Raw genomic sequence first — 17,063 nt, forward strand, 5'->3', positions numbered from 1 at the left:
CCCACACGCGGTCGGCCGTGCCCTACAACGGTCATCGCCCTGGGTAACACTTCGTTCTGCACATGCGCCAGGCGGGCAATCGCGACGTGCCCGAAGCGGTCCGAGGCCCGCCGCAGCGGCCTGCAGCGCGCCTGCTGGCCCGCCGAAGACAGGCGGGACATGCCTTGCGGACACTGGCTGCATGCGTCCATACGCCAGCGTAGCCAAGTGACGAAAGCCCTTGGTGCGCTACACTTTGCGGTCTAGATATCTATACAACAGTCGCGCGCGTGCGTGCGGTTATGGGAGCGCTAATGAACTGGTTGAACGAGGTGCTGAACAACGACCCGAATCCTGTGGAAACCCAGGAGTGGATCGAGTCGTTGAAGGCCGTTATTGATGTCGAGGGCTCCGAGCGCGCGCATCAGCTGCTGGAAGGCATGGTGGAGCTGACCCGTCGCTCGGGCGCCTACCTGCCGTTCTCTCCCACGACCGAATACGTCAATACGATCGAGCCGCAGTTCGAGGCCAAGAGCCCGGGCAATGCCGAGCTGGAATGGCGCATCCGTTCGATCATCCGCTGGAACGCGATGGCCACCGTGGTCCGCGCCAACCGCAAGCCGGGCGACCTGGGCGGCCACATCGCCTCGTTCGCCTCCGGTGCCACCCTGTACGACGTGGGCTTCAACCACTTCTGGCGCGCCCCGAGCGACAACCACCCGGGCGACCTGCTGTTCATCCAGGGCCACAGCGCCCCGGGCATCTACGCCCGCGCCTTCCTGGAAGGCCGCATCAGCGAAGAGCAGCTGGACAAGTTCCGCATGGAAGTGGACGGCGGTGGCCTGTCCTCCTACCCGCACCCGTGGCTGATGCCGGACTTCTGGCAGACCCCCACCGTGTCCATGGGCCTGGGCCCGCTGGCCGCCATCTACCAGGCGCAGTTCATGCGTTACCTGGAAAACCGTGGCCTGATCGAGAAGTCCGACCGCAAGGTATGGTGCTTCATCGGCGACGGCGAGTCGGACGAGCCGGAAACCCTGGGTGCCATCGCCCTGGCCGGCCGTGAAGGCCTGGACAACCTGATCTTCGTGGTGAACTGCAACCTGCAGCGCCTGGACGGCCCGGTGCGCGGCAACGGCAAGATCATCCAGGAACTGGAAGGCGTGTTCCGCGGCGGCGGCTGGAACGTCATCAAGCTGCTGTGGGGCGGTTACTGGGATGCCCTGCTGGCCAAGGACACCAACGGCGTCCTGAAGAAGCTGATGATGGAAACCGTCGACGGCGAATACCAGAACTGCAAGGCCTTCGGCGGCGCGTATACCCGTGAGCATTTCTTCGGCAAGTACCCGGAGACCGCCGCGATGGTCGCCGGCCTGTCCGACGACGACATCTGGCGCCTCAACCGCGGTGGCCACGACCCGCACAAGGTGTACGCCGCCTACCACCAGGCCGTGAACACCAAGGGCATGCCGACCGTCATCCTGGCCAAGACCGTGAAGGGTTACGGCATGGGCAGCGCCGGTGAAGCGCTGAACCCGACCCACCAGACCAAGAAGCTGGACGACGAAGCCGTCAAGCACTTCCGCGACCGCTTCAACATTCCGGTGACCGACGAGCAGCTCAAGGACGGCCAGGTGCCGTTCTACAACCCGGGCCCGGACTCGCCGGAAGTGCAGTACCTGCAGGAGCGCCGTGCCGCCCTGGGCGGTTACCTGCCGCAGCGCCGCCGCAAGGCCGACAAGAGCTTCAACGCACCGAAGCTGGAAACCTACGAGCGCCTGCTGAAGAGCAGCGGCGAACGCACGTACTCCACCACCATGGCGTTCGTGCAGAGCCTGAACATCACCCTGCGCGACAAGGAGCTGGGCCCGCACATCGTGCCGATCGTGGCCGACGAAGCCCGCACCTTCGGCATGGAAGGCCTGTTCCGCCAGATTGGCATCTACGCGCCGTTCGGCCAGAAGTACAAGCCGGTGGACGCCGACCAGCTGATGTTCTACCGCGAAGACCAGAGCGGCCAGGTGCTGCAGCAGGGCATCAGCGAGCCGGGCGCGATCAGCTCGTGGATGGCCGCTGGTACCAGCTACTCGGTCAGCAACGTGCCGATGCTGCCGTTCTACATCTACTACTCGATGTTCGGCTTCCAGCGCGTGGGCGACATCGCCTGGCAGGCCGCCGACATGCGTACCCGCGGCTTCCTGCTGGGTGGCACTGCCGGCCGCACCACGCTGAACGGTGAAGGCCTGCAGCACGAAGATGGCTTCAGCCATCTGGTGGCCGGTGGCATCCCGAACGTGCGCAGCTACGACCCGACCTTCGGCTACGAAGTGACGGTGATCCTGCAGCACGGCACCAAGGCGATGATGGAAGACCAGGTAGACGAGTACTACTACCTGACCCTGATGAACGAGAACTACGCCCACCCGGACATGCCGGAAGGCGCAGCCGAGGGCATCGTCAAGGGCATGTACCTGCTGACCGACGCCGGCAAGCCGAAGAAGGGCGAACTGCGCGTGCAGCTGCTGGGTTCGGGCACCATCCTGCGCGAAGCCATCGCCGCCGCCGAGCTGCTGGACAAGGACTTCGGCGTGACCGCCGATATCTGGAGCTGCCCGAGCTTCAACGAACTGCGCCGCGACGGCTTCGATGTGGAGCGCCACAACCGCCTGCATCCGGAAGGCGAGCAGCGCAAGGCCTACGTGACCGAGCTGCTGGAAGGCCGCCAGGGCCCGGCGATTGCCGCTACCGACTACGTGCGTGCGTATGCGGACCAGATCCGCGCGTTCGTGCCGATGAGCTACACCGTGCTGGGTACGGATGGTTTCGGCCGTTCGGATACCCGTGCGAACCTGCGTCGCTTCTTCGAGGTTGACCGGTACTACATCGCGCATGCCGCGATTGCAGCGCTGGCGAAGGAAGGGAAGATGACCGCGAAGGATGTGGCCCGGGCGATCAAGCAGTACAAGATTGATCCGGAGAAGGCTAATCCTGTTGGGGTTTGATTTCGTCAGTTGATTGACGTGAGAAGGGGCGGCCATCGGTCGCCCTTTTTTATGTTCAGCAGTTCGAAGTACGCTTAACTGCTAGTTCACTACAGGGGATAGTAATGATCAGAGTTGAGGATGGAATCTATAACGTTACAGCCTGTATTCCAGAGTATCGAATATCAGATCGAGTAGGAGTCGTAGAGTTAAACGCTATAGTCGAAAAGAGGAGGCTGGGCCCGGCGACGCTGACAGTCGAATCTCAGCGGGCGGGCGTTCTAACCCAGGCTAAACTACGCCTGCACGAAGTGGAGGTTACTTTAGCCCTCGGTAAACGATACTCTCCGGCCGGTGCGACTGCAGAGATTCACGCACCATCGGCGGAAATGAACGGTGCCTCGATCTCCCTTGGCGAGAACGCTTCCTGGAAGTTGCACCCTAGGCAAAATGAAGCGAAGTCGGGCGCGCTACGGTCTCAAGTTCAGAAGTCCTGGTCGACGTATCCTGCCATACTCGAGGAGATAGTTGGCATCGATGGAATCGTTCAAAGAAAGGGCTTACGGAAGGCACAAGCTGGTGCACTACACGCGCTGGCTTCGCACTGGAGCGTAAAAGATGGGCACGCACTAGTTGTACTCCCCACAGGGACAGGAAAGACGGAAGTTTTGATTGCTGCGTCACTACTTCTATCGGCAGAACGTACACTTGTCGTTGTTCCTAGTGACTCATTGCGCGCCCAAACGGTCGAGAAGTTCGTAAAGTTGGGCGTGCTTGAGGAAATTGGGGTAATCGATGATCAGTGCCTTACCCCAGTTGTTGGACTGCTATCAAAATCGCCAAAATCGGAGCAAGATATTTCTGCGCTTCTGAATGCGAACGTAGTTGTGACAACGACGCAAATGCTCCTTTCAACGGAAAACTCAATCATTGAGAAACTGCTTGAAGTATTTGACCTTGTTACATTCGATGAGGCGCACCACCTTCCGGCTGCCTCTTGGGAACGGATAAGGCAAAGAATTCCTAGTTCTACGAAAATACTTTCGTTAACGGCAACTCCGTTCAGGAACGATGGAAAGCGAATTCCTGGTGAATTGGTGTATCAATTTCCATTGAGATTGGCTCAGCGCTATGGGTACTTTACTAAAATAAACGTGGTGAAGGTTGATCAATCTGATGCGAAGATTGCTGATGAGGCTATAGCGCGAGCAGCAGTGCAGGTGCTTCGACAAGACGCGGTTGAAGGTTTCGATCATGTGATCTTGGCGAGGTCTCGATCTATAGATCATGCGAATAGTTTGCTTGACGTCTATCAACGCTTAGCCCCTGAGTATTCCCCGGTTCTTCTTCATTCGGGGATGGCTCGGAGGAAGAAGGAAGTCGCTATCGAGAGCATGAAGTCACTCGTAAGTCGAGTGGTGATATGTGTCGATATGTTAGGGGAGGGATTTGATTTCTCGGCTCTAAAGATAGCGGCAATGCACGAGTTGCATAAAAGCCTCCCCGTGACGCTACAGTTCGTGGGTAGATTTACGCGCGCCTCTAATGCCGTTGGTTCAGCTACAGTCATCATTAACACGGCGGAGCCTATGGCCGATACTGCTGTGGCAGAGCTATTCTCCGAGGACGCCGACTGGAACGAAATAGTTCCAGAACTCAGTGCAAGTGCCATTGATTCTGACGCTGAAGTTAAAGAGCTAGCTCAAAGGATGAGGCAGTTGGTTTCTCCGGATGACAAGGTATTCGACATCTCTTTAATATCTCCTGGCCTCTCATCTCAGTTCTATCGGGTTGAAAATTTTGAGCCTGGGGCGCTGACTCAGTGGAGCAGCAAGGATTCGATGCTCCATCAGATATGGATGGATCAAGAGAATGGAACGCTTGTCGCAATTACTCGAGACTACACTTCGCCAGATTGGTCAAAAACAAAGGATGCTCGGGGGTTTGAGTGGAATCTTTTCATAGTGTCCTACGACTCTGACAAGAGTTTGCTCATGGTTAATAGCACTCTTGGGCGCGGGAAGACCAAGCGTTTAGTCGAGACGGTGAGTCGGAAAACAGCCTCGCCCATTGCCGGCGAGCATATGTTTAGGGCATTTAGCGATATGAAGCGTGCTGTGCTTCATAACGTCGGGCTACGCAAAAGAGGGCAGGTTAGATTTCAAATGCTAGTAGGAATAGACGTCGGCCAACACGTATCACAAGCGATACAGGCCGGGAGCTCCAAATCAAACCTATTCGCAGCCGGATATGTTGATGGTGTCAAAGAGAGCATCGGCGTTTCGTTCAGAGGGAAAGTGTGGTCGATGGCATCTGCGTCTCTGCCTCAATGGTTGGCGTGGGCAAGGAAGATTTCAAGAAAGATTCTTGATAGCACAATTCCTACGAACAGCTTCCTTGCTTTTACGCTTATTCCGACGGAAATAGTATCTCCACCTCCAACTCGCGTGTTTAGCTGTATTCCGCCGGATGAGCTCCTTCCCGGAAGCTATCACGGGGAGAAGCGCCTGCGATATTCCGGGTCAACATTAAGTGTGACGCAATCAAATCTGGATTTCCAGGTTGTTTCAAGAGACGCTGATTCAATCGACTTTGAAGTTCGTGCTGACGGGCAGGGAACTATCCTGATGAAAATGACGTGGGGTGGTGGATATAAAGTATCAAGGATAGCGGGGCCTGACGTTTTCGTAATGGATGAAGGGCATGAGGTTTCTCTGCAGTCCTATCTTTCGGACAACCCTCCGGCTCTGATACTTGTGGATGGCTCTGAGATAGTAGGTGGGCATCACTTTAAGTATCTCTCCTCTCCAGTCTATTCATTCAGCGCAGCATCGATAAGTACGCCAGACTGGACGGGCGTTAACCTGAGGCTCGAGTCGATGTGGAAAGGTGGACTATTTAGAAGTAATTCTATTCAGGAGTTTATGGTGACTATGCTGAAGTCGGGCAGTTATGACTACATAATTGACGACGATGATAGCGGAGAGGTTGCAGACGTAATTGCCATAGAAGATGATCGGGTTGGTAAAGAACTTAGAGTGTCCCTCTACCACTGCAAGTACGCACATGGATCTAGTGCCGGTGCGAGAGTCGCTGATCTCTACGAAGTCTGCGGCCAGGCAATCAAGAGTTGCCGAATTCTGAATAGGGCGGAAGACCTGGTGGCTCACATTATAAGGCGTGAGTCACAGCGTGGAGGTCGCCCCACTCGCTTTGAAGTTGGAGATATTGGCGGGATGAAGTCGCTAAAGACTAGGGTGTCGACCTACAGAATGTCCCTGCAGATATTCATTGTGCAGCCCGGGCTCTCTGCCGGAGCGCTCACTCCAGATCTTTCTTCTATTCTGGGTTCCGCTGAAAACTTTGTCCTTGAGTTTACCGGGAGGCGGCTGGGGGTGGTTGCAAGCGCGTAGGAACGGGAGTCGACAAAGCTTCTGGGCTTGGGCTGGCTAGTGGCCAAACTAGCTGGCCTCCGCTTACATGCTGCTTCGGTCTGTCCTTCCGTTTGATCTTGAGTGCCGTTTGCTAGACCTGTCTGAGCGGTGGGTCGACAGTTCAAAGGTCGCGGCGGCGGGCTAAGCTGAAACTAGCCCGCACGCCCAGTTCCATCAGTTGCTCATGCCAGCGCTCATCCAGTAGGGAACTAATGTCTATATCATGCTTCCGGTCATTGAATACGATAACTAGCAGATGGAGTGAGTTTTCGATTAGCACGTAGGGTTTTCCTTCGATGAATAGTTCAAAGAATCCGCGCTCATTCTCTTTAAAACCTAGCGAAGTTCCACCTGCCGATTCAGCCTAGGTCGTTCGAAAGGCCCCTTCTTGTAGGCTTGAGTAGTCATTACTAGAGATTCTCTCGGAAGCAAGAATCTCAACATCGGCCAGCGATAAGGTGAGCCGCGCGATCACTACGGTAAGCAACAGCACGGCAAGCGCGGTTGGGGAGAGTCGGACCCTTTCATGAGGCAACCCGGAAGGCTCGCTACTCCCGAACCTGCAATCGCTCAGTAGCCTGCGCAGTCAACGCTACACACGCCATCTTCAACCCCTCCATCACCCGATCCCCCACGTACTCCTCGGGCGCACCATTCTGCCGCGTGCGCTCCGCAGCCAGCATCAGCTCTGCCACCACGCGCAATCCCGCTAGCGCGCAATCCGCATCCGCCAGTTGAAGACAACGCCCAGGCAACTGATGCCGCTCGGGCCACGGCTGGCCATCCGCGGCCGCACCCTTTCCTATGCGACGCAGGGTGGAGACAAATCCGTTGGGATCGGGGGATGCGTCGCGCTCGGGTTCGGTATTGGCCGGATCGTACTGCGCGTGCAGGGAACGGAAATCCGATTCGTTCATGGCAATGCTCCGTACAGGACAAACAGAGTCGCCACCGATGGAGGTGGCGGGACGATGCGTGGCTCGAAAACCGGTGATTACCCAAGCCGGCGGGCTCGAAGGCCCCCACGCACCGCCCGCCATGGAACGCGAACGGATTGTCAGCCGGCGCCACCGAGAGGTGACGCCGACTGACAAGCGCAAAGCACTGGGTATCAGACGGGTTTTCGAGTCCCGCGCCACCCCTTTCCGGTGGCGCGCCAATCTGCTCACGCCTGCGCCCTGAAATCCAATTGGAATTTGCGGAGAAAACACGCAGTTCCACAGAGCAGGACTATTGTCGCAGATGGCCAGCGTGCCGTATGCGACGACAATCTCCGCAATCGAACTTCAAGGAAGCTTTCTACGACAGGAAAGATCGTAATCAGCTTGTGCGCCCGCAAAGAACGCAACCGCCTGCCGATCGCGCAGGGCCTTCCGAAATCCTCCGTCCACACCGGAATCGGGCCCTCGTCACCGCCCCGCAGCCAAAAAGGCGAGCCAAAAACGACACTTCGGGCCGTCGTCCTCGGCGCCACGCCTCTCCCCAGCCTGCTACCATTCCCCCGCAACCCAGCCAGCCCACCCCGCGCAGACACACCCGGGGCGGGCCGTCGCCGTACGGCCCAGCGAGCCAGGACACCCTTCCGTGCCCTTTCAAGGATGCTCGCATGTTCCGTCATTCCGCTTTCCGCTCGGCCGCCCTGGCCCTTGCCATTTCGCTCAGCGTCGGCGCCCCGGCGGCCTTCGCCGATAACGCGCCCGCCGCCAGCACCCCCGCTGCCGTGCAGCGCCAGGCCGTCGCCAAGGGCCTGTACGAACTGGCGTACAGCCCCACCCAGAACGCCGTGTTCGTGGCCTCATCCGGTGGTTTCGGCGATGACGCCGGCCCGTCGCAGGTGCTGCGCCTGAACCCGGCCACGCTGGCCGTGGAAACCCGCATCCCGCTGGAGCGCAAGGCGTTCGGCGTGGTGCTGGATGACGCCCACAACCGCCTGTACGTCGGCAACACCGTTGATACCTCGGTAACCGTGGTCGATACCGCCCAGAACAAGGCCATCGGCATCGTGCAGCTGATGGAGAAGAAGGTCGGCAAGGACGGCAAGGCCGCCTACACCCACGACCTGCGCGAACTGGTGGTCGACAGCCCGGCCAACCGTCTGTACGTGACCGGCCATTCCAGCGAAGGCAGCGTGCTGTTCGTGGTTGATACCACCATCCTGAAGGTGATCAACACCATTCCGGGCCTCGGCAACGCCAAGGCGCCGGGCCTGGCGTTGGATGCCGCCAACAAGCGCGTGTATACCAGCAACCTGCTGGCCGACCTGGTAGTGGTCGGCACCGACGCCAACAAGGTGGTGGCCCAGCACAAGATCAGCGCCGAGCAGCCGATGAACATCGCACTGCACCCGGACGGCAAGCGCCTGTTCGTGACCGACCAGGGCTCGGAGATGATCCGCAGCTACATGACCAAGAGCAGCGCGGGCTTCGCCAGCAAGCACCCGGGCCAGCGCGTGCTGGTGCTCGACCGCACCACCGGCAAGGAACTGGCCAGCATCCCGACCGACGCCGGCCCGCTGGGCATCCTGTTGGACGCACCGCGCAAGCGCCTGTACGTGACCAACCGCGATGGCGGCACGGTGACCGCGTACGACAGTGACAGCTACCAGAAGGTGGCCACCTACCCGGTGCCGACCCACCCGAACAGCCTGGCGCTGGATGCCAAGAACAACGTGCTGTACGTGAGCATCAAGAACGGCGAGAAGGATGCCAAGGACGCGAACGAGAGCGTGGCGCGCATCCAGTTGTAACGGCTGGAGGTGGCCGCGCTGGGAAGGCGCGGCCACCTGTTACAGGCATGGGATTTCGCCAGGTGGGCGCCAGAGTGGCGGCGTGGACCCTCCGCCGCCTGCCACCCCGAACCTCAATCCACCCCGCGGTGGTCATAGCTGATCACCCGCTCCACCTGCCAGGTGCCGTCCACGCGTCGCCACACCTGCACGAAGCGCGCCTGCCCCACCCAACGCTCCACACCGTCCTTGCCGCGTTCGTAGAAGCGATGGTCGCCCATCTCCAAGGCACGCTCGTCGTGCAGCGGAAACACCTGCAGCGAACGGTCCACCAGTTCGCGGCGCAGGCGCCAGCCGCCCTCGCGCGCGTTGTCGCACATGCGGGCCACGCTGCGCCGGAAGTCCTCGCGGCTGCTGGCCGACTTGCCGTCCTTGTCGTGGAAGAACTCCATGTCCTCGGTGGTCATCGCCGCGGCCCGATCGGCATCGCAGGCCTCGAACGCCAACGCGAACAGCTGGGTATCGGCCTGGCGGATCTGCTCGCGCAGGGTATCGGACGGGGCAGGGCTGGCGGCAAGGCCGGCGGCGAGCAGGGGCAGGGCGAACAGCATGGCGCGTCTCCGTGGATGTCGGGCGCACAGTGGCACGCTGCGGGGGCGGTCAGCGCACGGGTGCGACGAAGCCCCGTCTGCCAGGTACGAACGCCCGGATTCCGGGTGCGGGTGCCGGGCGCCAGGCGTGTAGGGCATGTCATGGCGCGGGCGGATTCCCTCACGGTCGCCACAGGCGGCGCTGCCTAGGCTGGTGCCATCCTTTCACCAGGAGTTCCCATGCCTGCTTCCCCCATCCGGCTGCACATCGAAGACACCGGCGGCGAGGGCCGCCCGGTCATCCTCATCCATGGCTGGCCGCTCTCGGCCGAGGCGTGGAAGGATCAGGTGCCGATCCTGCGGGATGCGGGCTACCGCGTGATCAGCTATGACCGGCGTGGCTTCGGTCGCTCCGAGAAGCCAGCCGACGGCTATGACTACGACACGCTGGCGGCCGATCTGGCCGACATCATCGAGCAACGCGATCTGAAGGAGGTCACGCTGGTCGGTTTCTCGATGGGTGGCGGCGAGGTGGCGCGCTACATCGCCAATCACGGCGAGGCGCGCCTGCACAGTGTGGTGTTCGCGGCTGCGGTGCCCCCTTACCTGCTGCGCACCGACGATAACCCGGAGGGCCCGCTGACCCAGGACAAGGCGGACGAGATGCGCACCGGCCTGGAACAGGACCGCGAAGCCTTCTTCGATGGCTTCACCCGCGATTTCTTCAGCGCCAACGGCAAGCTGATGGTTACCGAGGCCGAGCGCCAGGCGGCGATCGCGCTGTGCCACCAGTCCGACCAGGCGGCGGCGCTGGGTTGCATGAAGGCGTTTGCCACTACCGACTTCCGTCGCGACCTGCAGAAGGTGAGCGTTCCCACCCTGGTGCTGCACGGCGACAGTGATGCCACCGTGCCACTGGAGGGCTCGGGCAAGCGCACCCAGCGCGCCATACGCGGCAGCGAGCTGGTGGTGCTGCATAACGCGCCGCATGGCTGCAACACCAGCCACACCGACGACTTCAATCTGGCGCTGCTGAACTTCCTCAAGCAGTAACCGGCCTCTACACTCGTCGCATGCGCCAGACCCGCACGCCACCGTGGAAGAAGCCCAACCCGAAGGGCCAGAAGTCGCAGCCGTTGTCGCCTGCACAGAAGGAGGCGGCGCGGCGGCGCGCGGAGGAGAACGGGCGACCCTATCCGAACCTGGTCGACAACATGTGGGCGGCCAAGCTGCCGCGCGGTTAGCGCGGCGTTGGGCGGCCCGCTGGTGCAGGGGCGAGCAGGGGCGTCCAACCGCGTTCGCGCCAAGGCGCGAACGTGCGTGGGTGGACCTGCACCGCACCGGCGGCCAGAGCGCCCCGCGCGGTCAGTGCGGCCTGCAGCCGCTGTGTCTGCATCGGCTGTGCGAACGCGACCTGCAGCAGGTCACCCTGCTGCCGTACCTGTACCGGCAGAACGTCGCGCGACTGGATTGCCAGCGGTGGGCGGCCGATGGTGTAGTCCATCTCGACCGTGCGTGCGCCCTGTGCGATGACAGGCTGCCACGCCTGCAACAGCGCGGCGTGCCGGGATGCGGGCAGGCGCACCTGGGCGATGCTCGCCGGGTAGCCGACGGTGCTTTCAACCATGACCTGGAAGCGTGCGCCGTCCGGCATGGCGACGGCCCATACCGCTGCCGTGGCGAAGATCGGTATGCAGCCGACGAAGTACCAGCGGCGGGGAACCGGTGCGGCAACGGGGTAGCTCCACTGCGGATGACGACGTTGCAGGCGCCGTAGTGCCTTGCGTTCGCGACGGCGCGGTGGTGTGGCCGCAGGCAGGAGGGGCGACGTCACCGGTGGCAGCTTTGCGCGCTGGGTCTGGATGACACGCGACACGGCGTAGGCCGCCCCTGCGATCATCAACAGGCCGGTGCCGTAATGCACCAGCAGGTACAGCGTCAGCATCCAGCGCACTCCATGCAGCGGTTCTTCCTCGGTGGACATCGTACCGCCGAGCACACGTGTTGTCGCATCCGCCAGCCGACAGCCGTGATCGGCTTGGTTACGATGACAGACCGCCCACACGAGTGTAACGATGACATCCACTCCGTTCCCTCAGGGCCGCACGCGCGCCCCGGGACTGATGTTGCTTCTGCTGCAGGTGGTCGCCGTGCTGGGCCTTGGCCTGGCCGCAGGCTATTTCCATCACCGTGTAGATCTGTTGCTGGAGCCGGTGACGGCTGCCTGCGGTGGCCCGGACCCCGCGGCGCGACTGCGGATGGCCGAAGTGTTGATGGCGCGTGCCGGCGCGCTGGATGATTGGCAGCCACTGCGGTGGTTGCCGGTAGCGGGCATGGTGCTCGCACTGCTGGGTGCGATGGCCATCTGCGTGCATTGGTGGCACCGGGTACGGCGGCCCCTGCGCACCACCGCGCTTGGGCTGATGGCTCTGCATGCCAGCGCCATGGCGCTGGCGGCGTGGACCCTGCATCTGTACGAAGACGCATGGAACAGCGTGGTCAGGCTGTCTCCGACGGCGTGTCTGGTCGATCTGACCCAGCAGGGACGCATGCCACTGGAGCAGGCCCAGGAAGTGGTCTTCCATATTTTCACCCGCGCGCACGCGCCGCTGCAGCGCAATCCGGATGACCTGGCCCTGGTGCTGGTGGCGCTGCTGACGGCCGCGATGGTAGGCGGTGTTGCGCTGTGGCGGGCCGCGGCTGCGGAAGAGGGGCGCTGACGGCGCTCGCGCGCTGGGCTACAGTCGGCGTTCCTGCCGACACAAGGATGGTCCATGCGTACGTGGCTGTGTGCCCTGCCGTTGCTGCTGTTGTCGCTGGCGGTGCACGCCGCGGAGGTGGACCGGCGCATCGCGGTGACCATTGATGATCTGCCGTGGGCGCGCGTGGACACCATCCTGCCTGCGGATCTGCAGACGCGCCATGCGGCGTTGATGGCGCAGCTCCGCCAGGCCGATGTGCCGGTGGTGGGCTTCGTCAACGAGAACAAGCTGGAGGTTGATGGCCAGGTGCAGCCGGCGCGGGTGCAGATGCTGCGCGATTGGCTCGACGCGGGTTATGGGCTGGGCAACCACACCTATTCGCACATGGACCTCAATGCGCAGGGCGTAGCCGCCTTCCAGCAGGATTTCCTGCGTGGCGAACAGGTGCTGCGGCCACTGCTGGCCGAGCGCGGCCAGCGGCCACAGTGGATGCGCCATCCGTATCTGCGTGCGGGCCGGACCGCCGAGGACCGCGCGGCAATGGACGGATTCTTCCGCGACCACAGGTACCGCGTGGCGCCGGTGACGGTGGACAACGGCGAATGGGTCTGGGCCTTCGCCTACGCCAACGTGATGAATGAACAGCCGCCGTCCGCAGCCCGCGAGGCTACGCTGGCGCAGCTGCGCAAGGGCTATGTGCCGTACATGCTCAACAAGCTGGACTACTACGAGCGGCAGTCGCAGGCGCTGCTGGGCTATGCCTTGCCGCAGGTCTGGCTGATGCATGCCAATGAACTGAACGCGGCCACCTTCGCCGAACTGGTGGCGGCCACCCGGCGGCGCGGCTACCGCTTCATCACGCTGGAAGAAGCCATGCGTGACCCCGCCTATGCGCGCGGCGCGGAAGGCTACAACGGCCGCTACGGCCCCAGCTGGCTGCATCGCTGGGCGATGGCCGAGAACAAGCCGAAGGACTTCTATGCCGGCGAACCGGTGGTGCCGGCGTGGGTGATGACGCTGGCGAAGGTGGATTCGGAGTAGCGCTCAGCGCTTGACCGCCAGCACGCCGTCCAGCGCGAGCTCGGCCTTGAACCCGGCCTTTTCCAGGCGCTTGGCCACTTCGCGCGGCACATCGCGGCCGCTGGTGAGCTTGTTGGGCGCGCCGGTGTAGTGGAACAGGCGGCCGCCCTTGCGCAGGACGCGGGCGAGATGGTCGTAGAACACCTGCGAATACAGTTCGCCTGCGATGCCGAAGCGCGGCGGATCATGCAGGATCGCATCGACGCTGTTGCTGGCGATCTGCTCGATCTGCTGCGAGACGTCGCCCTGGCTGAAGTGCAGGCGACCGCCGGCAGCGGCCGAGTCGGGATCGGGCGACCACGGGTTGAGGGTGCGCAGCCACATCACGTCGGCGTTCTTCTCGAACGAGCGGATCTGGCCGACGCCGGCCTCCAGTGCGCAGGCGGCGAAGTAGCCGAGCCCACCACAGGTATCAAGCAGCGCCTTGCCCGCTGGTGCAACCAGCTCGACCTTGCGGCGCGCGTCCTCGAACGGCGACAGCTTCGAGGTGGGCAGCATCTTGATGCCGTCGATCTCGAAGGTCGGCGCACCCCACTCGGTAGGCACCAGTTTGATCAGTGAACCGCTGTAGCGTGAGATGGGGGCGAAGTCTTCGCCCTCCCAGTAGTACAGCGTGCGGTCCTTCAGCTTGCCCGGCCACGGGTAGTGCTGGCCGCGGAAATGGAAGCCTTCCGCGTCCAGCCCCACGCTGTCCTGGCTGCGCCCCAGGTCAAGCGAGCCTTGCCACTCGGGCGCGCCCTTGTCATGGGCACGACGCAGGGCATCGGCGCTGTCGCGGGTCAGCAGAGGGCCGGTGTAGTGGGGCACGGCAGGCATCGGGCGGTTCGGGGGAGGGCATGGTACCGCAGCTGCCATGAAGGATAGAAAGAGCGGTGTCGGACCCCTGTGCATTGCTGCGACGACCTTCATTGAAAGGATGAAGGTCGCCAGGAAGAAACGGCCTATTGGGCAAACTGAGTTCCGCGATTGGATGCGCACTGCTTTGGTATGCATACATCCAGCGAGGTGCTCACGAATCGCGACTCGTTTACGGTGCAGATGACGCCAATTCCCTCGCTGAGAGAGAAGGGGGATGAGAAATGACGTGTATCGCTAAGGTGGCATCTGCCATTGTCAACACCAAGTGTGGCCGTTCGGGCGCCGGCGACAGAACTTTCTGCGTTCATCTGGCCCGTTGAGTAGTAGGAGATGCCCACAGGCACACGTCCATTCGGAGCAGTTGCTGTAACCCAGTCGATACTCTTCCAGTTCAATTTTGAGGCTGAACTACCGGGGGCGTTCTCACGAGTGCATACCCAGCCCGCCGCCGGCCCTTCAATCGTCCCTTCCCCCTGAGACGGTTCCATATCCATGGAGGCGCAGAAGGCCTGATGATAGAGCTTGGTGGCTTCCGACTGGTCACTGTATCGATAGATCAGGCGTCCAAATCCATCTGGCTTGAGATGCTGATCAACCTGGATGTGTGCTCCGTCGAAGTCTGGCCACGTTGTACGACGAACGATGATGATCTCGCCCTTGGAGTCCAACTCGGTTCTGTCGACACTCAAGGGTGTTTCTGCGAACGCAGGTACAGCCATGGCCGTCGCTAAACATAGGATCAGCGTGCGTCTGCTCATGTGTGAGTCTCCGTTTCATGGTGGCGGAGACAGTAGGCTCAACAATATCCGGCATCTCGATTGTGACCGAAGTTGTGCCTGATCGAATTTGAAACTTTCCTCATCCGCTTGAATCCCTGCACTTCGATCAATCGCACTTCACCGCATACACCGGCCCGGCACCGATCAGCATCAGTGCCATGTAGTCGCTGTCACTGGCCTTGCCCTTCAGCGTGGCGCCCCTGTTGAAGTGGAAGAGGCCGAAGCCGCCGGCCATGCGGATCAAGGCGCTGTCGATCTGTGCCGCATCGTCGCGGAAGTAGCGGCTGATCTCGCTGGAGGTGGCCTTGTGCAGCCCGTTCGGGTCGCGCTGCCATTGGCCATCGCGGTTGAAGGAAACGAAGTACTGGCTGCCTTCGCGCTCGATGCGGAAATCGGCGGTCCTGCGCGGGCTGGTGGCGAAGCAGCCTTGCAGGGCATCGGAGGAGAACGGCAGCCGTGCATCGCCACCACAGGCGGTGAACAGCAGCAGGGCACCGGGCAGCAGCAGGCGAAGCGCGCGCATGGGATGTCCCGACGAGGCAGGTGCGGCTAGTGTAGGCAGCAGGCGGGCGTGGCCCGTACAGAAATTCGGCAAGAGGACGCGTGCAATGGCACAGGGCAAGGCACCGTGGTGCGGTGTGGCCAGTGGATTGGGCCTGGTCGTGGGGTGGGCTGCAGGCACGCTTGCGGCACAGGCGGCGGTGGCCGCGGGAGGCAATGGCATCGCCGCGGGCCTGGGGGTGGGCGTGCTGGGCTCGGCACTGGTGGGATGCGGGCTGGCGGTGGCGTCGCGGGTGCGGGGCGAGCGTTGGCCCTGGATCGGTATCGTGGGCGCGGTGCTGAGTGCGCTGCCGTTGCTGATGTACCTGCTGCGGATGATGCTGAAGCTCTGAAGCCGGGGCGAGGGCTCGGCGCTGTCAGGACGGGCTGTGATGGATCTCGACCGTCACGTGCACCAGCTCCTCGTGGATCGCCAGCGCCTGGCGCACGGTATCGGCATCAAGGCGGGCGTCGCTGGTGACCACGCTGGCGCTGACCGCGTACTTGCCCCGGCCCACCTGCCAGACGTGCAGGTCGGCCAGGCGTGCCGGCCATGGGCCCTGCTCGATCACCTCGCGGACCTCGGCCACCACCGGCGCGTCCATCTGCGCGTCGAGCAGGATGCGGCCACTGTCACGCAGCAGGCCGACCGCCCACACCGTGACCAGCACGGCGCCGACCAGACCCATCACGGGGTCCAGCCAGGTGAGGCCCAGCAGTTTGCCGCCGAGCAGTGCGACGATGGCCAGCACCGAGGTGGCCGCGTCGGCCAGCACGTGCAGGTAGGCCGAGCGCAGATTGAGATCGTGGCCATGCGAAGGGGCATGAACGTGATCGTGGTGATGCCCGTGATGATGCGCGTGGTCGTGCCCATGCGCATGATGCGCGTGGCCGGGGCTGTCGTGCAGCCACCACGCACAGAGCAGATTCACGCCCAGGCCGACCACGGCGATGGCGATGGCTTCGTCGTAATGGATCGGCGCGGGAACCCACAGCCGCTGCACGGACTGCGCGGCCATCAGCGCGGCGACACCCAGCAGGGCAATGGCGCTGGTATAGCCCGCCAGGATCTCGATCTTCCAGGTGCCGAAGGCGAACCGCGGGTCGTGCGCGTAGCGCCGTGCACAGCGGTAGGCGAACACCGAAAGGCCCAGTGCCAGTGCGTGCGAGCTCATGTGCCAGCCGTCGGCCAGCACGGCCATGGAGTTGAACCACCAGCCGCCGATGATCTCCACCAGCATCATGCCGACGGTCAGCCACAGGGCGCGGCGGGTATTGCGTTCGGCAAGGGGATTGCCATCGTCGAAGCGATGGTCGTGGCGACGGGCAGCGGCGAGTGTGTCCAGATGCATGGAGTGACCGGCGGGTGGAGTTGATACCCCCATAGGGTATACG

At 62.2% G+C, this 17,063-nt stretch carries 15 protein-coding genes; 8 read left to right on the plus strand and 7 right to left on the minus strand.

The window, feature by feature from the left end:
* The first annotated feature begins 293 nt into the window (after positions 1-293).
* Both aceE and ACZK08_RS01965 read left to right on the plus strand, forming a co-directional pair.
* Positions 294-2,981, plus strand: a complete 2,688-nt coding sequence (aceE, locus tag ACZK08_RS01960; protein ID WP_065175416.1) for a pyruvate dehydrogenase (acetyl-transferring), homodimeric type — start codon at positions 294-296, stop codon at positions 2,979-2,981.
* 104 nt (positions 2,982-3,085) lie between these two features.
* Complete coding sequence (locus ACZK08_RS01965; protein WP_081284428.1) at positions 3,086-6,373, plus strand: DEAD/DEAH box helicase; 3,288 nt, start codon at positions 3,086-3,088, stop codon at positions 6,371-6,373.
* A gap of 569 nt (positions 6,374-6,942) precedes the next feature.
* On the opposite strand, the gene ACZK08_RS01970 is transcribed toward ACZK08_RS01965, so the two are convergent.
* Positions 6,943-7,311, minus strand: coding sequence for a hypothetical protein (locus tag ACZK08_RS01970; RefSeq protein ID WP_065182553.1), 369 nt, complete (start codon positions 7,309-7,311; stop codon positions 6,943-6,945).
* Positions 7,312-8,000: 689 nt separating this feature from the next.
* On the opposite strand from ACZK08_RS01970, the gene ACZK08_RS01975 reads away from it, so the two are divergent.
* Positions 8,001-9,140: a YncE family protein gene (locus ACZK08_RS01975; protein ID WP_065182552.1), complete on the plus strand. Its 1,140-nt coding sequence runs from the start codon at positions 8,001-8,003 to the stop codon at positions 9,138-9,140.
* Positions 9,141-9,253: 113 nt separating this feature from the next.
* Here the strand turns inward: ACZK08_RS01975 and ACZK08_RS01980 are convergent, their stop codons facing one another.
* Complete coding sequence (locus ACZK08_RS01980) at positions 9,254-9,730, minus strand: nuclear transport factor 2 family protein (RefSeq protein ID WP_478452414.1); 477 nt, start codon at positions 9,728-9,730, stop codon at positions 9,254-9,256.
* 219 nt (positions 9,731-9,949) lie between these two features.
* On the opposite strand from ACZK08_RS01980, the gene ACZK08_RS01985 reads away from it, so the two are divergent.
* Together ACZK08_RS01985 and ACZK08_RS01990 are read left to right on the plus strand one after the other, a co-directional pair.
* Positions 9,950-10,762: an alpha/beta fold hydrolase gene (locus tag ACZK08_RS01985; protein ID WP_065182550.1), complete on the plus strand. Its 813-nt coding sequence runs from the start codon at positions 9,950-9,952 to the stop codon at positions 10,760-10,762.
* 20 nt (positions 10,763-10,782) lie between these two features.
* Positions 10,783-10,953 (plus strand): hypothetical protein, encoded by a 171-nt coding sequence (locus ACZK08_RS01990; RefSeq protein ID WP_196768759.1) that lies wholly within the window; start codon positions 10,783-10,785, stop codon positions 10,951-10,953.
* Here ACZK08_RS01990 and ACZK08_RS01995 read toward each other — a convergent pair.
* A complete protein-coding gene (locus ACZK08_RS01995) occupies positions 10,950-11,693 on the minus strand; it encodes a hypothetical protein (RefSeq protein WP_081284427.1) in 744 nt (247 codons plus the stop codon). The two genes, ACZK08_RS01990 and ACZK08_RS01995, sit on opposite strands and share 4 nt — an antisense overlap.
* Before the next feature lie 91 nt (positions 11,694-11,784).
* On the opposite strand from ACZK08_RS01995, the gene ACZK08_RS02000 reads away from it, so the two are divergent.
* Together ACZK08_RS02000 and ACZK08_RS02005 are read left to right on the plus strand one after the other, a co-directional pair.
* On the plus strand, positions 11,785-12,429 hold the full coding sequence (locus tag ACZK08_RS02000) for a hypothetical protein (RefSeq protein WP_053518811.1): 645 nt from the start codon (positions 11,785-11,787) through the stop codon (positions 12,427-12,429).
* A 54-nt stretch (positions 12,430-12,483) separates the two neighbouring features.
* Positions 12,484-13,452, plus strand: coding sequence for a polysaccharide deacetylase family protein (locus tag ACZK08_RS02005; RefSeq protein WP_065182549.1), 969 nt, complete (start codon positions 12,484-12,486; stop codon positions 13,450-13,452).
* A gap of 3 nt (positions 13,453-13,455) precedes the next feature.
* Here ACZK08_RS02005 and ACZK08_RS02010 read toward each other — a convergent pair whose 3' ends face one another.
* The 3 genes from ACZK08_RS02010 to ACZK08_RS02020 all read right to left on the minus strand — a co-directional run bounded on the left by ACZK08_RS02010 (position 13,456) and on the right by ACZK08_RS02020 (position 15,651).
* Positions 13,456-14,298 carry a class I SAM-dependent methyltransferase gene (locus ACZK08_RS02010; protein ID WP_065182578.1) on the minus strand — a complete coding sequence of 281 codons (843 nt, stop codon included), beginning with the start codon at positions 14,296-14,298 and terminating at the stop codon, positions 13,456-13,458.
* 134 nt (positions 14,299-14,432) lie between these two features.
* The gene (locus ACZK08_RS02015; RefSeq protein WP_155761054.1) at positions 14,433-15,107 is read right to left on the minus strand and encodes a hypothetical protein; all 675 of its coding nucleotides are present in this window, start codon (positions 15,105-15,107) and stop codon (positions 14,433-14,435) included.
* A 127-nt stretch (positions 15,108-15,234) separates the two neighbouring features.
* Positions 15,235-15,651: a hypothetical protein gene (locus ACZK08_RS02020; protein WP_053518813.1), complete on the minus strand. Its 417-nt coding sequence runs from the start codon at positions 15,649-15,651 to the stop codon at positions 15,235-15,237.
* 85 nt (positions 15,652-15,736) lie between these two features.
* On the opposite strand from ACZK08_RS02020, the gene ACZK08_RS02025 reads away from it, so the two are divergent.
* On the plus strand, positions 15,737-16,021 hold the full coding sequence (locus tag ACZK08_RS02025; RefSeq protein ID WP_065175406.1) for a hypothetical protein: 285 nt from the start codon (positions 15,737-15,739) through the stop codon (positions 16,019-16,021).
* Positions 16,022-16,045: 24 nt separating this feature from the next.
* Here the strand turns inward: ACZK08_RS02025 and dmeF are convergent, their stop codons facing one another.
* Positions 16,046-17,020, minus strand: coding sequence for a CDF family Co(II)/Ni(II) efflux transporter DmeF (dmeF, locus tag ACZK08_RS02030; protein ID WP_065182548.1), 975 nt, complete (start codon positions 17,018-17,020; stop codon positions 16,046-16,048).
* Positions 17,021-17,063 lie beyond the last annotated feature (43 nt).

Source organism: Stenotrophomonas sp. 112478_Sma (assembly GCF_056479905.1).

Bases quoted from the DNA above. Each gene is read 5' to 3' on its own strand.
- aceE (WP_065175416.1), top strand. From the start codon at position 294: ATGAACTGGTTGAACGAGGTGCTGAACAACGACCCGAATCCTGTGGAA.
- ACZK08_RS01965 (WP_081284428.1), top strand. From the start codon at position 3,086: ATGATCAGAGTTGAGGATGGAATCTATAACGTTACAGCCTGTATTCCA.
- ACZK08_RS01970 (WP_065182553.1), bottom strand. From the start codon at position 7,311: ATGAACGAATCGGATTTCCGTTCCCTGCACGCGCAGTACGATCCGGCC.
- ACZK08_RS01975 (WP_065182552.1), top strand. From the start codon at position 8,001: ATGTTCCGTCATTCCGCTTTCCGCTCGGCCGCCCTGGCCCTTGCCATT.
- ACZK08_RS01980 (WP_478452414.1), bottom strand. From the start codon at position 9,730: ATGCTGTTCGCCCTGCCCCTGCTCGCCGCCGGCCTTGCCGCCAGCCCT.
- ACZK08_RS01985 (WP_065182550.1), top strand. From the start codon at position 9,950: ATGCCTGCTTCCCCCATCCGGCTGCACATCGAAGACACCGGCGGCGAG.
- ACZK08_RS01990 (WP_196768759.1), top strand. From the start codon at position 10,783: ATGCGCCAGACCCGCACGCCACCGTGGAAGAAGCCCAACCCGAAGGGC.
- ACZK08_RS01995 (WP_081284427.1), bottom strand. From the start codon at position 11,693: ATGTCCACCGAGGAAGAACCGCTGCATGGAGTGCGCTGGATGCTGACG.
- ACZK08_RS02000 (WP_053518811.1), top strand. From the start codon at position 11,785: ATGACATCCACTCCGTTCCCTCAGGGCCGCACGCGCGCCCCGGGACTG.
- ACZK08_RS02005 (WP_065182549.1), top strand. From the start codon at position 12,484: ATGCGTACGTGGCTGTGTGCCCTGCCGTTGCTGCTGTTGTCGCTGGCG.
- ACZK08_RS02015 (WP_155761054.1), bottom strand. From the start codon at position 15,107: ATGAGCAGACGCACGCTGATCCTATGTTTAGCGACGGCCATGGCTGTA.
- ACZK08_RS02020 (WP_053518813.1), bottom strand. From the start codon at position 15,651: ATGCGCGCGCTTCGCCTGCTGCTGCCCGGTGCCCTGCTGCTGTTCACC.
- ACZK08_RS02025 (WP_065175406.1), top strand. From the start codon at position 15,737: ATGGCACAGGGCAAGGCACCGTGGTGCGGTGTGGCCAGTGGATTGGGC.
- dmeF (WP_065182548.1), bottom strand. From the start codon at position 17,020: ATGCATCTGGACACACTCGCCGCTGCCCGTCGCCACGACCATCGCTTC.